Below are 14,732 nucleotides of genomic sequence, written 5' to 3'. Positions count from 1 at the left end.
CGATCGTCTGACAGCGCTTTACGCAGCGAAAAGCCGGCACGTGTTGCCGGCTTTTTTTCGTCCTCAATTGCGCGATGAGGCGATGTGCGGACGTCAACGTTAGCCGTCTGGACGACTATTCGTATCGGCTCGACGGGGTGAAAGTAAACGCATTCATTTAACGGTTTACGTTTAACGCGATGCGTTATATCATCCCATGATCACGACATTCGGCGACAAGGCTACGGCGGCAATCTTTCAGGGCAAGTTCGTGCATTCACTGCCGCTTCATATGCAGGCGCTCGCACGCCGCAAGCTGCTCATGATCGACGCCGCCAGGTCCATCCGCAACCTGCACGCGCCGCCGGGCAATCGGCTCGAATCCTTGCAAGGCCAGCGCAGCGGGCAGTGGAGTATTCGCATTAACGCACAGTGGCGCATCTGTTTTCACTTTGTCGACGGGGAGGCGCTGAATGTCGAAATTGTCGACTATCACTGATTATTGGGAGACCGGCATGGTCATCAAACGCTCCGATCTGGGCAGCATCGATTTCTCCGACATCAGCACCGGCGAAAGTATCCCGGAAATCCACCCCGGCGAGATTCTGCGGTGCGAGTTCCTCGAGCCGCTCGGCATGTCCGTCAACGCGCTCGCCCTTGCGCTGCGCGTACCGGCGCCGCGCATCAACGACATCGTGCGCGGCAAACGCGCCATCTCGGCTGACACCGCGCTGCGGCTCGAGCGCTACTTCGGCGCGAGTGCGCAATTCTGGCTGAATCTGCAGATCGCCTACGACCTGCGGGTCGCCACCGCGGCGGCCGGCGAGCAGATCGAACGCGAGATCGAGCCGATGCCCAAGGCGAACCGGCCCAAAATGCCGAAGGTCCCCGCCGAACACGCCCGTGCCGCGGCGCTTGCCACCCATGTGGCCGGCCATGTCACGGCCATCAAGGCTCGCCGAAAAGCCTGAATTTCGCGCGCCTTTACAGCCCCTGGCAAGACGGGCGCACGCCCTTGTATCTCAAAAGCACGGAATCGACACAGCGAGCGGTTAAAATCGAGACATTCCCTAAGCCTTCCCGGAGTACAGCAATGGCTTTGCAACGTCGTACCACTCTCACGAAGTACCTGATCGAGCAGCAGCGCGAAACCAACAACCTGCCGGCCGACCTGCGCCTTTTGATCGAAGTCGTCGCGCGCGCGTGCAAGGCGATCAGCTACCACGTCAGCAAGGGCGCGCTGGGCGATGCGCTCGGCACGGCGGGCAGCGAGAACGTTCAGGGCGAAGTGCAGAAGAAGCTCGACATCCTGTCGAACGAAATCCTGCTCGAAGCGAATGAATGGGGCGGTAACCTCGCGGGCATGGCGTCCGAGGAAATGGAGCAATTCTTCCCGATCCCCGCCAACTACCCGAAGGGCGAATACCTGCTGGTGTTCGATCCGCTCGACGGCTCGTCGAACATCGACGTCAATGTGTCGATCGGCACGATCTTCTCGGTGCTGCGCTGCCCGGACGGCCAGCAGCCCACCGAACAGTCGTTCCTGCAACCCGGCACGCAGCAGGTTGCGGCAGGTTATGCGGTGTACGGCCCGCAAACCGTGCTGGTGCTGACCACCGGCAACGGTGTGAACTGCTTCACGCTCGACCGCGAACTGGGTTCGTGGGTGCTCACGCAAAGCGATATGCGCATTCCGGTCGAAACGCGCGAATATGCGATCAACGCGTCGAACGAGCGTCATTGGTATCCGCCGGTTGAGAAATACATCGGCGAGTTGAAAGACGGCAAGGACGGTTCGCGCCAGAGCGACTTCAACATGCGCTGGATCGCGTCGATGGTGGCCGACGTGCACCGTATCCTGAACCGCGGCGGCATCTTCATGTACCCGGCCGACAAGCGCACACCGGACAAGCCGGGCAAGCTGCGCCTGATGTACGAAGCGAACCCGATGGCGTTCATCGTCGAGCAGGCCGGGGGCGCCGCGACCAATGGCGAGAAGCGGATTCTGGATATACAGCCGAAAAGCCTGCACGAGCGTGTCGCCGTGTTCCTCGGCTCGAAGAACGAAGTCGACCGCGTCACGCGCTACCATCTCGAAGCAAAAAAGTGACCGCGGGGGCTTGCCAAGTTCCTGAAGAAGTCCCTATAATCTCGTTTCTCCTGATGCCGGAATAGCTCAGACGGTAGAGCAGCGCATTCGTAATGCGAAGGTCGGGGGTTCGATTCCTCTTTCCGGCACCACAAGATTCAAGCAAAAAGCCCAGTCCTTGCGACTGGGCTTTTTGCTTTTCTGTTGTCAGTTTTCAACGCGGTTTTCGCTGCAACCGGCGCCACAACGACCAAAGATAGCGCCCCTTCAGCCGCCAAAATCCAGTCGATCGCTTCGCGCGGTCACGCCGAGATTGCGAACGATCATGGCGTCTTCAACGATCACGTTCTCAGCCGGCTTCATGCCATAGGCCAACACCGCTTCCTGCGGCGCTGACGAGAACCACGAGATCCGGCCGGCGCACTCGATACCGACCTGACGTCCTTTCCAATAGACAGCGTTTTCCATGGCGAACTCTCTGAAGGGCGAAGACTGCCATCTTCCGCGCCGGTGTCGGCGCTTCCGTTATCCACCGCACCCTGTGCCGCAGATAGCCGCTTCAATGATAGTCGGCGGCACGATCGAGGCGAACGACAAACCAACGGCAGTTGCAGACACCACCCGGGGAGAGCCGCACGGCAGCGTATCCGACGCAACGATTCGCAGCCTGAAGCTGCAGTACCACGCGAGGTCTATCGGACTTCGCGCTTCTCCCGTAGGAAATCGATCAGCGCGCGCAGCTTGAACGGCATCTGCGCACGGCTCGCGGTGTACAGAAAAAACCCCGGAAAGCTCGGACACCACGCCTCCAGCACGCGGACCAGGCGGCCGTCTTCGAGTTGCTCCTTCACGTAGTCGTCGATCACGTGGAGGAGACCTACGCCCTGCTCCGCTGCCCGCACCATTGTGTGCAGATCGTTGGTGACAAGACTCCCGCGCGTCTCGACTTCGAACACGCGCGACGGATCGTCAGGCTGCGCGAACTCCCATCGATAGATGCCGCCGCTAGTCGAGAAGCGATAGCGCAGGCAATCGTGAGCAGCGAGATCGGCTGGCGTCGCCGGCGCTGGGTAGCGCTCGAAGTAGGCAGGTGAGCCGGCTACGACAATGCGGATGTCGCCGCCCAAAGGCACCGCCACCATGTCCTGCGCGACCCGTTCGCCGAGCCGGATGCCTGCGTCGAAACCTTCACCGACTACGTCAGCGAAACCGTCGTCGAGTGTCAGATCGAGCCGGATCTGCGGATAGCGGCGCGTGAACTCGGCCAGATGCGGCAGCACCAGCAACTCGCTCGCGACCCTCGGCAAATTGATACGCAGCGTGCCGGCAGGTTGGTCGCGGGTTTCGTCGAGCGCCTCGAAGGCCGCCTCCAGTTCGCCCAGCGCAGGCAGCACACGCGCGAGAAACTGCGCGCCAGCTTCCGTCAGGGCGACACGCCGGGTGGTCCGGTTGAAGAGGCGCACATTCAACTGAGTCTCGAGCGAACGAATGCTTTGCGACAACGCCGAGGCCGTCACGCCGGTTTCCGCAGCGGCGTGCGTGAAGCTGCCGTGGCGCGCCACGCTCGCGAACGCCATCAACGCCGGCAACTGGGCTGGGTCCATCGTGATCTCCATTATTAAGTCAGACTTCACAATCCTTGCAGACAGACGGCATTTTTCCAAGCAAAGAATCGGCGCACGATGGCGCCATCGATTCAACACTTTCCGCCTGACCGCTCAGGGAGACTGACATGACGATGGATCGCTACACCCTGCTCGGCCGCTCGGGCCTTCGCGTGAGCCCGATCGCACTCGGCACGATGACCTTCGGCACCGAATGGGGCTGGGGCGCCGACGAACAAGCGGCGCAACGCCTGTTCGATCTATACGTGGATGCCGGTGGCAATTTCATCGACACCGCGGACATGTACACCGAAGGCACCAGCGAGAAATGGCTCGGCAAATTCGTCGCGGCGCGCGGTCTGCGCGACCGGCTCGTGATCGCCACCAAGTACGGCTACAACGCCGAGACCGGCAATCCGAACGCGGGCGGCAACCATCGCAAGAATCTGCTGCGTGCACTCGACGGCTCGCTCAAACGCCTCGGCACCGACTACATCGACCTGTATTACCTGCACACATGGGACCGCGTCACCCCGGTGGACGAAGTCATGCGCGCGATGGACGACGCCGTGCGCGCGGGAAAGATCCGCTACGTCGGCCTGTCGGATACGCCCGCGTGGTTTGCCGGACGGGCGCAGACGCTGGCCGACTGGCGCGGCTTCGAACCGGTCGCGGCGATGCAGCTCGAATACTCGATGATCGAGCGCAACGCCGAAAATGAATTCGCTGATCTCGCCGCAAATCTGGGCATGGGGCTCGTGCCGTGGAGTCCGCTGGGTATGGGTATGTTGTCGGGCAAATACCGTCCGTCGCAAGGCGGAGCGGCGAGCGCTGTTTCCGGCGACGGGCGCCTAGCGGGCATGGCCAGCGCGCCACCGCCGGGATTCGACAAGCTGACTGAGCGCAACTTCCGCATCGTCGCGGAACTGGAGGCCGTCGCGAACTTCGCGGGGCGACCGATGGCGCAAGTTGCGTTGAACTGGCTGCACCAGAAGCGCGGCGTGTCGAGCATCATTGTTGGCGCGACCCGACCGGAGCAGTTGCAGGAGTCGCTCGGCTCGCTCGATTTCACGCTCGCGCCGGAATTGGTCGCACGACTCAACGCCATCTCGGCACCTGCCCGTCCATTCCCGTACTACATGTTTGCTGATGGTCATCAGGCGCGGATTCATGGCCAGGTCGAAGTCGCCGACAAACCTGCGGCCTACTCCGCACCCGTCACGATTCCAGCGTCAAACGCGTAAAAATTGTCCACCTCGAGCGCCACGCTTCGTCTGGAGCGTGGCGCTTTTCTATTTGCAAAAAATAGTCAGAAAAGTATTCCCATTCGTCAACGAATTCGCGCAATCGTTCGTTTACAAACAATTAGGGGGCTGAATGACCGTGTTGAACCAATCGGTAATAAACGAACGTTCGGACTACCGCGGAGAAAATCCTTCCGATGCGGCAGCGCACAAAAATCGCCGTGGTTTGTTCATATCAACGGATTTGAACACGCGATGCTGTGACGCAACAGAGATAATGCGCGGAAGGCGCGTGGGGCAAGGCTGAGAGGGGAACGGAAGAGATATCGGACTGTTTTTGATTGGCCGCGGCAAATTCAGTTCTGCGCAGTCAACCGGCAAATTCTATTCAAACATTCCGTTCCAATGTAAGGCTGTACCGTTAAAGCAACACACATCATGTGAGCCGCATCAGACGCTGGTGCAAAACGGGGACCGAGGCAGATAATCGGTTTGTAAAGGAGAGAGATCATGGATGCCAAACCACCGAAGATTCCGACCCCGGATAAAGTTTTTAGTCCGGATCCGGAACCCGCTGGCGTCGAGTTTCTGAGTGCCGAACTGCCTGAGCATGTTCGCGCATTTTTCGACGAACAACGTAAGTCGTGCGACTCGAAGTAATTGTGCAGTGGCGCGATGCAGCAACAGCGTCCGCGCGTCCGGCGCGCGGCGAACGTTGCTACGCGCCCCTACGATTGTCGTTTGCCGCTTTCGGGGTGCGGGTTACGCCTGCTTGATTGCGACGCCTGGCTAATCTGGCCCGGCGCAAGTGATAGCACTCGTCCCTCACTAGTCTCTGCTAGGCGCCTTTAAATATCCCCTCAGTTTGCTTTTCGGTTGTTCAGCGCGCCCGCTTGATCCGCGTATCGTCTATTCTTCTGGTTTTTCTTCCGCGGCCACTGGCCACTCCCGCCTTCCATGAATCGCTCGTATCGCTTTGGAGCGTCATGCGCGCTCGCGTTGTTCGCCGCGCTTGCGCTCGCGCCCGCCCCAGCCGTCGCGGATGGCGACGACACCGCTCTCACCAATCTGATCGCACTGGCTTCGCAGCGTCTCGCGCTCGCAGAGCCCGTCGCGCGCTGGAAGTGGGCCAACCACCAGGCGATTACGGATACGCCGCGCGAGAATGCGTTGCTCGCCGACGTCGAAAAGCGCGCCGTTGCAGCGAACGTCGATCCAGCGTTTGCGCGCGCCTTCTTCCAGGATCAGATCGACGCCAGCAAGGATGTGCAAAACGCGCTGTTTGATACCTGGCGCAGCACGCGGCCGCCCGAAGGCCCTGCGCCCGACCTCGCTAGCAGCACGAGGCCGCAGTTGGACCGGCTGACGCAATCGCTCGTGGCTGGACTCGCACGCGTGCAACCGCTGCGCACGGCGCAGGATTGTCCGTCGCGCGTGGCTCAATCGCTTGCTAACTGGAAATCGTTGACGCGCTACGACTCGACCCATTCGAGCGCGTTGACGCGCGCTCTCGGCCACGTGTGCGAAGCGGGTGGAGTCGGTGCGACGGGCTGATCGCTTGGGGCGGTCGAACGGTGTCTGAAACACCGATCGGTCAGCCGCTCTCAGGTGTGGATTGAACCCGCCCTGTGGAGCGGGTTATTGCTCAAACCCGAGTTAAGCCAGACTCGGCACAGGCGTGCCGCTGGAAACGCTCAGGGGCATCACGCGCAAGCCGCGCGCCAGATGGCTTTGCAGAAGACGATAGGTCGACAGTTCGAACGCTCCGCCCGCGCTCGACGCATACAGTTCCGCCGCTTGGGCGAGCGAGGGCGCATGCCCAAGGTAACGCCACCGGTCGACAACATGAAAAGCGCGCGCGTGCGACACGTCTTCACGCTCCTCAAATACGATCGGACCTTCGAACGGCCAGGGTGCATCCACCGGATCGCTCTTCAAGACACGTGGCACCCGGTTATGGCCCGGACGCAGCGTTGCGATCCATTGCGCCTCTGCAAGCATGGCACCCAGTTCGCCACCGGTCGCGCGCCACTCGACACGCCGAACCTGTTGCGCAAGCCTCACATCCTTCGACGAACGCCGTTCACCCGTTAAGTGCGAGCGCAGCCGCTGACGCACACGCACGCTTCGCCCGACATAGAGCGGCAGATCGTCTTCTCCATAGAACGCATAGACACCGCATCCGGCCGGCGCCGTGTCGAGCAGATCCTCGGTGATATCGCCGGCAAGCCGGTAGCGCCGCGTAGTGCGCTCGATCTGCGCCTGCAAGACGTCCGGAGGTACAAGACCGCCATGCAGACGTTGCCAGAACTGCCAGATCAGATCGGCGTCGGCGAGTGCACGGTGACGATCGGACGGGACGAGACCATGACGCTCCACCAATGCATCGAGCCCATGGCGCTTTTCCGCCGGAAACAACGCGCGCGACAGGCGCACGGTGCACAACACATCCGGATCAAACGCGAGTCCGGCCCGGCGAAACTCCCCACGCAGAAAACCACGATCGAAACTGGCGTTGTGCGCGACGAACAGTTTGCCGTTCAGGCGCTCGAACAATGCCGGCGCGATAACGTCGAAAGTAGGCGCGCCTCGCACCATCGCATTCGTGATGCCGGTGAGCTGCTGAATGAAGGAAGGAATCGGTTGCTGCGGGTCGACCAGGCTGCTCCAACGCGACACACCGGCCGGTCCTATTTCAACCACGCCGACTTCGGTGATGCGATGCTCACTGGTCGAGCCGCCGGTGGTTTCAAGGTCGACGAAGACGATCGGCACATCTAGGGCCGGTTGCGGCAGAAACTGTTCAGACATGGAAAAGGATACTTTGGACGCGTGGCTTTGCGGCAAGTATGCACCAGTTAGCCGCTGCGCACCCAGCCAGTATTGCTTTGCCCTTGTCGTCGTGCGGCGCAAAGACTGCATTCCTGCACGACCTGCGATTCCCTCATAAAGCCGTTATTTATTATATTTTTATGCTGGCGATTTTAGATTCCAGGGCGAAATTTTACGCCCCTAATCTTCCCCAGATTAATTCGAACCAGGTAGTTAATCGCGCATGCCGCGATGATAATAACCAATGCCCATAAAAAAAGCCTCCGCGTCTTGCGAAGGCTTTCCGGCGATCAGGCTGCCCGGCGACATACCCAGAGCAGCGCGGTGCGACTTACAGCGGTTGAATGTTCGCCGCTTGCTTGCCCTTCGGGCCTGCCTTGACCTCAAAGGAGACGCGCTGGCTTTCCTTCAACGACTTGAAGCCTTCAGTGCGGATCTCCGAAAAGTGCGCGAACAGGTCTTCGCCACCCGAATCCGATGTAATGAAGCCAAAGCCCTTAGCATCGTTGAACCATTTAACAATACCAGTTTCCATATTCCAGCTTCCCTCGAGGATTTATCAAAATCGGGGCATTGCCCTCAAACTGCATTTCCTGGCCATTTCATCCGCGATCGGGCATTTGTGAAGCCCTCAGCACTTCCATATCTGGCAATTGAAATTCAGCTTTGCTGTTATACGAGGAACGAAGAATCAACGTCAAGCGAATTTTGCATATTCACTTAGCACGCCGCGCGATAAGTCAATGCCAAATGAATCAGAGGAATTCCGACAGCATATTCAGCAAAAACCGGATAACTTTTCACGTCAATATTACTCGCTCGATATCACCCATCAGCGATATCGGAAAAAATTTCGGCATGCCCACGCGAATATGTAACAAAGGATGTTTTCAGTAAGTGTTTGTCCGAGTTGTTGCGCCGCACTCATGCCAGCATGATGGAAATCAGTACCGAGAAGTAATGCGCGTCAGGAGATTGCCATGCTGTTCAATGAATTCCGTCGCCTCATCGCCTGGTTCACCCAATCGCACAGAAGGACAGTTCCCGCGCAATCCGAGCCGGCCGCCCCGTCACCCTCGGCCTTCGAAGTCGATCCCATGTGGCATGGGGACCACTGGCAAAACCTGCTCTCGTCCCCCATGGATGCGCGTCGCTACGTGATGGAAGACTGGAGTGTCTCGGTGGCAACCGACTGGAGTGATGTGGACGGTGCCGCGCCGGCGCACTGACTAACGCCGTCGAACCCACAATCGGTAGGCAAAAAAAAGCGCGACTGGGAAGTCGCGCCGACAAAGGTTTGGAGATCTTTTTCGTCAACGAAAAAGTCTGCTTCGGAAAGCAGAGATTTCAGTATAACGGCTTAGTCGAAATCGATTATTCGCATAATCGACAACCATCTATTGCTATAGCGACAACAATCCTTTTTTACGATTTATTGCGTTGTTTTTTTGCATCGATTGCTGTAGCAAATGCGCAACGCGATTCAGTTGACTCCCCTCTCCCACACCCCTCAATAACGCTGCAAGCCTTTATCGGCAAGGCTTAAACGGTATTCGCATATCGTTTCATATCCAGTAATACTTTATTGCGAAAATCGGAACATCCGCTTTGCAAGCGTCTCTCTACACTCTGCGTAACCGGAAACCGGCGCGCGTGCTGTACAGCGCGCTTCTCATGCGGATTTCGCCTCTCGCAGCGCCCGCGTGATGGTCTCCTTAAGCCTGGGTTCAACGCCCACTCTAGCTCTCGGAGTTACAAGATGAAAAAGACTCTCATGGTCGCGGCCCTCACGGGCGTTTTTGCAACGGCAGCGCATGCCCAGAGCAGCGTCACGCTGTATGGCTTGATCGACGCCGGCATCACCTATACCAATAACCAGCACGGCCACAGCAACTGGCAAGAAACGAGCGGCTCGGTGAACGGCAGCCGTTGGGGCTTGCGTGGTTCTGAAGACCTCGGTGGCGGTCTCAAGGCCATCTTCACGTTGGAAAACGGCTTCGGCATCAATGACGGCACGCTGAAACAAGGTGGCCGCGAATTTGGTCGTCAAGCGTTCGTCGGTCTGACGAGCGACCAGTTCGGCGCCGTGACCCTCGGCCGTCAATACGACAGCATGGTCGACTACGTGGGCCCGCTGGCACTGACCGGCACGCAATACGGCGGCACGCAGTTCGCGCATCCGTTCGATAACGACAACCTGAACAACTCGTTCCGCGTCAACAACTCGGTCAAGTACCAGAGCGTGAACTACGGCGGCTTCAAGTTCGGCGGCATGTACGGTTTCTCGAACCAGGCTGACGGCTTCGCCAACAACCGTGCTTACAGCGCGGGCGCATCGTATAACTGGGGCGGCCTGAACCTCGCTGCTGCTTACCTGCAACTGAACAGCAACGGCGCAACTGGCGCAGCTGCAGCGTTCAATTCGGGCGGCGCAGTGTCGAGCGACAACACGTTCTTTGCTGCTCGCCAGCAAACGTGGGGCGCAGGTGCTAACTATGCATTCGGCCCGGCTACCGTCGGCCTCGTGTACTCGCAAACGAATCTGTCGGGTCTGGCTGGCATCGGTGCAGGCGCATCGGGTCAATCGGCCGGTATCGGCGGCTTCGGCGGCAGCAGCGCTCACTTCCAGAACTTCGAAGCTAACGCTCGCTACGCGCTGACGCCGGCAGTAAGCATCGCCGGTTCGTACACGTACACGCGTGCAAGCCTGGCCGGCACGCGTCCGCACTGGAACCAGTTCAACCTGCAAACCGCGTACGCGCTGTCCAAGCGTACGGACGTGTACCTGCAAGGCGAATACCAGCAAGTCAACGAAAACGCCGTCGTCGATGCAGACATCAACGGTCTGGGCGCTTCGGGCAACAACAAGCAAGTCGCTGTAACCGCAGGTCTGCGTCACCGCTTCTAAAGCAGTTGGCAACACCTGCAGTATCGAAGGCGCCGTTCGCGGCGCCTTTTTTTATGCTGCACCGCCGCCGGTATCGGGCGGGGGATATTTGACGTCCAGGATGTCGATCGGCTGCGGGCCGGCCGGCGTGTATAACGTCACCGTATCGCCGATTTTGGCCTTGAGCAGTGCCCGCGCGATCGGCGAGATCCAGCTGACGTGGCCGACATCCAGGTCGACTTCATCGACGCCGACAATCGTCAGCGTATGCACCTCGCCATCTTCCGTCGCGTATTCCACGGTCGCGCCGAAGAAAACCTGATCGACGTTCTCCTGTTTGCTGCTGTCGACGATTTCAGCGATGTCGAGACGCTTGGTCAGAAAACGAATCCGCCGATCGATTTCTCGCAAACGGCGTTTGCCATAGATGTAGTCGCCGTTTTCCGAGCGGTCACCGTTCGAGGCCGCCCACGACACCAGTCTGACCACCTCCGGCCGCTCGACATCGATCAGATGCAGCAATTCATCGCGCATCCGCCGGTAGCCGGCGGGCGTGATGTAGTTTTTTGTACCCGGGGGGATTTCGGGCTGGGCGACGTCGAGATCGTCGTCATTCTCTTCGCTCGACTCTTTGACAAAGGCCTTGTTCATGATGATCCGGTAACCGCAGCAAACGACTGCCTATCAAGGGTACACGATCAGGGCAATGAGACAAATCGCAGTTACATGCTTCCCTTTTTGAAAACCTTTGCTATAATCTCGTTTCTGCGTGCGGCTGTAGCTCAGTTGGATAGAGTACTTGGCTACGAACCAAGGGGTCGTGGGTTCGAATCCTGCCAGCCGCACCACTTATTCGAGGGCCTCCCTCCGGGGAGGCCCTTACGTTTTACCGAGCCTCATTGCAGTATCATCGTATTTAGCGCCACCTGTTTAGCGTGCGGCTGTAGCTCAGTTGGATAGAGTACTTGGCTACGAACCAAGGGGTCGTGGGTTCGAATCCTGCCAGCCGCACCACCTATGAAGGGCCTTCCGATCGGAAGGCCCTTTGTTTTTGCGTGACCGGTTCTGCTTTAACCGGTCCACCCGGCCAGCCCCTCAAGCCTTGGCGGCGTCACCGCAGCTACCGCGGTATCGACTGAATATCACCGATCTGCCCATCGGGACTCGGCACATCCGCGAACGGCCTTTCCGCCGATTCCTCGCCGATCAGCGCCGCGTGCTCGCCAGCCACAGCCTGCGCCTGCCACAACACCTCGCCCACACTTGCGCCGAAACGGCTTTCAACAAACGCCCGCAGCAGCGCGATCCGCAACGAGTCTCCCCGCCCTTCCACGGTTCGATGGCCGCCTTCGAACTCCGCGATGCAATGTGCCGCGCCATGATCGGTCCGCTCACGCACCTCCAGCCGCTGCGCGCGCTCCAATACCGCCGCAGCCGCTTCCCACGACGCGGAAGGCGTAAAACGGCCATCCCACGGGCGGCCGCGGTCATTGCCGCGGATCGAGACGGTTTCGCCGCTGTCGGTAAAGTAGATTTCGCGCACGAAGTCATGCAGGCTGCGGGCCACCCAATAATCGAGCGACACGCCGGTGAGGTCAGCTACGTTCATAAGCGTTCTCCCTGAAGTTCCGGTGAGACTCGCTGGCTGGCAGGTGCGTTCCGATTCGAACAAAGCCCGCCTGAAGCTGCCCGAGGCAAGCAGACGTCAATGTGTAGTCGAGCGGACCCAGCCGGCCGTCAGATCAGTAATCCGCGCGCTCGCGGTCGATTCGCATCCCGCCGTCGTGACGGTGATGCCCTTCCTCGCTCGGCCGCTCGCGCGCAATACGCATCACGTCCGGATTCGTACGCACGCGGCGCATGACGTTGGCGAGATGGACGCGATCGCTGACCTGGATCACAAAGCGCAGCACCGTGGATTCCTGCGACAGGTCTTCGTCCATCGCGATGTGGACGATGTTCGCATCCGCCGATGTGATATCGGCGGCCACGCGGGCGAATACGCCCTTGGTGTTCTTGACCAGCACCTTCACCGCGACGTCGAACAGACGCCCCGGCTGCGGCGCCCACGCCACATCGATCCAGCGGCCTGGATCGCGGCGATGGATACGCTGCGCAACGCGGCAGTCCGTGGTGTGGATCGCCATGCCGAGGCCGATGCCGATGTAGCCCATGATGTCGTCGCCCGGAATCGGACGGCAGCACGCGGACAGTTGCACCGACATGCCTTCAGTACCGGTGATCACGACCGGCGGCGCATGCGATGCTGTGCCGTCGCGCGAACCGTCGTCGTCGGCATCGCGGCCGCTCATCAGCACTTCGATGCGCTTGGCCATGACCGCAGCGACACGGCGGCCGAGGCCGATATCCGCGAAGATTTCCTGACGGTTCTTATTGCCCGTCCACTGCACCAGCTTTTCCCACGCCTCAGGCGTGACGTCCGACAGCGCCAGCCCATAGCCCTTCAGCGCCTGGTCGACGAGACGCTCGCCGAGCTGCACGGACTCGTTCAGACGCATGGTCTTCAGGTAGTGGCGGATCGCCGAACGCGCCTTGCCGGTACGCACGAATCCAAGCCACGCTGGATTCGGCTTCGAATAGGGCGCCGTAATGACTTCGACGATATCGCCGCTCTTCAGCTCGGTACGCAGCGGCAGGAGTTCATTGTTGATCTTCACTGCGACGCACTGGTTGCCCAGATCGCTGTGGATCGAATACGCGAAGTCGAGTGCAGTGGCGCCGCGCGGCAGCGCCATGATCTTCGACTTCGGCGTAAACACGTAGACCGCATCCGGGAACAGATCAATCTTGACGTGCTCGAGGAATTCGCTCGAATCGCCCGCTTCACTCTGAATGTCCAGCAACGACTTCAGCCACTGGTGCGCGCGCTTTTGCACATCGTTCAGATCCGCGCCGCCATTCTTGTACAGCCAGTGCGCGGCGACGCCCGCTTCGGCGATCTCGTGCATCTTGCGCGTGCGCACCTGGAACTCGATCGGCGCGCCGAACGGGCCAACCAGTGTGGTGTGCAGCGACTGATAGCCGTTCACCTTCGGGATCGCGATGTAATCCTTGAACTTGCCCGGCACCGGCTTGTAGAGCGCATGCAGCGCACCGATGCAGGTGTAGCACTCGAGCGCGCTTTCGACCACCACGCGGAAGCCGTACACGTCGAGCACCTGCGAGAACGACAACTGCTTGTCGCGCATCTTCTTATAGATACTGAAGATGGTTTTCTCGCGGCCGGTGACTTCGGCGTCGAGCTTCGCGTCGGCAATCGCGCGCTGCACCGACTCCAGAATCTTGCCGACCACTTCACGCCGGTTGCCGCGCGCGGCCTTGACGGCTTTTTCGAGCGTGGCGTAGCGATGCGGGTTGAAGTTCGCGAAGCTCAGGTCCTGCAGCTCGCGATAGGTATTGTTCAGGCCAAGCCGGTGGGCGATCGGTGCGTAGATGTCCAGCGTTTCGCGCGCCACGCGGCGGCGCTTTTCGTGCGGCACCGCACCCAGCGTGCGCATGTTATGCAGCCGGTCAGCGAGCTTGACGAGAATCACGCGGACGTCGCGCGCCATCGCGAGCAGCATCTTGCGGAAGTTTTCCGCTTGCGCCTCTTCGCGATTGCGAAACTCCATCTTGTCCAGCTTCGACAACCCGTCCACCAGTTCCGCGACCTTCGCGCCGAATCGCTCGGCGAGTTCGGCCTTGGTCACGCCCTGGTCTTCCATCACGTCATGCAGCAGCGCCGCCATGATCGACTGGGCGTCGAGATTCCAGCCGGCGCAGATTTCCGCGACGGCGACAGGATGCGTGATGTAGGGCTCGCCGCTCTGGCGATACTGGCCAAGGTGGGCTTCGTCGCTGAAATGGAACGCCGCCTTGATGTCCTTGATTTCTTCCGGCTGCAGGTAACCGGACAGAACACCTGTCAGCTTGGCGATCGAAACGACGTCATGCCGGCGCGGTTGCTCCGGCGTGGCGGTCGGCCCGAACAGATGGCGAAACGACTGTTCGAGGACCGCGTCGATGTACTTCCGTGCAGACGAGGGCGAATCGGCGTCGTGTTCCACTTCCGTGGCGGTGGGCGGGGTAGCACTCAA

General features: G+C 60.0%; 15 protein-coding genes and 3 tRNA genes. 11 read left to right on the top strand and 7 right to left on the bottom strand.

Features of this window, described 5'->3' with window-relative positions:
• Nucleotides 1–196 precede the first annotated feature (196 nt).
• The 4 genes from M0D66_RS05865 (at nt 197) to M0D66_RS05850 (ending at nt 2,220) form a co-directional block, all read left to right on the top strand.
• Entirely contained in the window at nt 197–478 is a 282-nt protein-coding gene (locus M0D66_RS05865) for a type II toxin-antitoxin system RelE/ParE family toxin (RefSeq protein ID WP_200564691.1), read from the top strand.
• Nucleotides 479–494: 16 nt separating this feature from the next.
• Nucleotides 495–950: a HigA family addiction module antitoxin gene (locus tag M0D66_RS05860; RefSeq protein ID WP_054037300.1), complete on the top strand. Its 456-nt coding sequence runs from the start codon at nt 495–497 to the stop codon at nt 948–950.
• 122 nt (nt 951–1,072) lie between these two features.
• Nucleotides 1,073–2,089 carry a class 1 fructose-bisphosphatase gene (locus tag M0D66_RS05855; RefSeq protein ID WP_093639075.1) on the top strand — a complete coding sequence of 339 codons (1,017 nt, stop codon included), beginning with the start codon at nt 1,073–1,075 and terminating at the stop codon, nt 2,087–2,089.
• Nucleotides 2,090–2,144: 55 nt separating this feature from the next.
• Nucleotides 2,145–2,220, top strand: a tRNA-Thr gene (locus M0D66_RS05850).
• Nucleotides 2,221–2,335: 115 nt separating this feature from the next.
• Here M0D66_RS05850 and M0D66_RS05845 read toward each other — a convergent pair.
• Together M0D66_RS05845 and M0D66_RS05840 are read right to left on the bottom strand one after the other, a co-directional pair.
• The gene (locus M0D66_RS05845; protein WP_093639072.1) at nt 2,336–2,536 is read right to left on the bottom strand and encodes a hypothetical protein; all 201 of its coding nucleotides are present in this window, start codon (nt 2,534–2,536) and stop codon (nt 2,336–2,338) included.
• Between the two features lie 224 nt (nt 2,537–2,760).
• The gene (locus tag M0D66_RS05840; RefSeq protein WP_266209413.1) at nt 2,761–3,672 is read right to left on the bottom strand and encodes a LysR family transcriptional regulator; all 912 of its coding nucleotides are present in this window, start codon (nt 3,670–3,672) and stop codon (nt 2,761–2,763) included.
• Between the two features lie 128 nt (nt 3,673–3,800).
• Here M0D66_RS05840 and M0D66_RS05835 point away from each other — a divergent pair, with 128 nt between their 5' ends.
• The 3 genes from M0D66_RS05835 (at nt 3,801) to M0D66_RS05825 (ending at nt 6,470) form a co-directional block, all read left to right on the top strand.
• Nucleotides 3,801–4,916 (top strand): aldo/keto reductase, encoded by a 1,116-nt coding sequence (locus tag M0D66_RS05835; protein WP_266209412.1) that lies wholly within the window; start codon nt 3,801–3,803, stop codon nt 4,914–4,916.
• Nucleotides 4,917–5,426: 510 nt separating this feature from the next.
• Nucleotides 5,427–5,576, top strand: coding sequence for a hypothetical protein (locus M0D66_RS05830; RefSeq protein WP_200650550.1), 150 nt, complete (start codon nt 5,427–5,429; stop codon nt 5,574–5,576).
• A gap of 297 nt (nt 5,577–5,873) precedes the next feature.
• A complete protein-coding gene (locus M0D66_RS05825) occupies nt 5,874–6,470 on the top strand; it encodes a chorismate mutase (protein ID WP_200618118.1) in 597 nt (198 codons plus the stop codon).
• 102 nt (nt 6,471–6,572) lie between these two features.
• Here the strand turns inward: M0D66_RS05825 and M0D66_RS05820 are convergent, their stop codons facing one another.
• Together M0D66_RS05820 and M0D66_RS05815 are read right to left on the bottom strand one after the other, a co-directional pair.
• Nucleotides 6,573–7,727: an exonuclease domain-containing protein gene (locus M0D66_RS05820; protein WP_200650549.1), complete on the bottom strand. Its 1,155-nt coding sequence runs from the start codon at nt 7,725–7,727 to the stop codon at nt 6,573–6,575.
• Nucleotides 7,728–8,079: 352 nt separating this feature from the next.
• Entirely contained in the window at nt 8,080–8,283 is a 204-nt protein-coding gene (locus M0D66_RS05815) for a cold-shock protein (RefSeq protein ID WP_054037310.1), read from the bottom strand.
• 445 nt (nt 8,284–8,728) lie between these two features.
• Between M0D66_RS05815 and M0D66_RS05810 the strand changes: the two genes are divergently transcribed.
• Nucleotides 8,729–8,977, top strand: coding sequence for a hypothetical protein (locus M0D66_RS05810; RefSeq protein ID WP_093639059.1), 249 nt, complete (start codon nt 8,729–8,731; stop codon nt 8,975–8,977).
• Nucleotides 8,978–9,507: 530 nt separating this feature from the next.
• Nucleotides 9,508–10,656, top strand: coding sequence for a porin (locus M0D66_RS05805; RefSeq protein WP_093639056.1), 1,149 nt, complete (start codon nt 9,508–9,510; stop codon nt 10,654–10,656).
• A 51-nt stretch (nt 10,657–10,707) separates the two neighbouring features.
• Here M0D66_RS05805 and greB read toward each other — a convergent pair whose 3' ends face one another.
• A complete protein-coding gene (gene greB, locus M0D66_RS05800; RefSeq protein WP_093639053.1) occupies nt 10,708–11,286 on the bottom strand; it encodes a transcription elongation factor GreB in 579 nt (192 codons plus the stop codon).
• Between the two features lie 120 nt (nt 11,287–11,406).
• Between greB and M0D66_RS05795 the strand changes: the two genes are divergently transcribed.
• Both M0D66_RS05795 and M0D66_RS05790 read left to right on the top strand, forming a co-directional pair.
• A tRNA-Arg gene (locus tag M0D66_RS05795) sits at nt 11,407–11,483 on the top strand.
• 89 nt (nt 11,484–11,572) lie between these two features.
• Nucleotides 11,573–11,649 (top strand) — tRNA-Arg (locus tag M0D66_RS05790).
• Between the two features lie 106 nt (nt 11,650–11,755).
• Here the strand turns inward: M0D66_RS05790 and M0D66_RS05785 are convergent.
• Entirely contained in the window at nt 11,756–12,244 is a 489-nt protein-coding gene (locus tag M0D66_RS05785) for a phage protein NinX family protein (protein ID WP_266209407.1), read from the bottom strand.
• Between the two features lie 133 nt (nt 12,245–12,377).
• Nucleotides 12,378–14,732, bottom strand: coding sequence for a bifunctional (p)ppGpp synthetase/guanosine-3',5'-bis(diphosphate) 3'-pyrophosphohydrolase (locus tag M0D66_RS05780; protein WP_054037314.1), 2,355 nt, complete (start codon nt 14,730–14,732; stop codon nt 12,378–12,380).

The sequence above is a fragment of the Paraburkholderia sp. SECH2 genome, assembly GCF_030464795.1.
Classification (GTDB): domain Bacteria; phylum Pseudomonadota; class Gammaproteobacteria; order Burkholderiales; family Burkholderiaceae; genus Paraburkholderia; species Paraburkholderia aspalathi.
The sequence above is the reverse complement of the archived record's forward strand: the minus strand, read 5'-3'. Positions and strand labels throughout refer to the sequence as shown.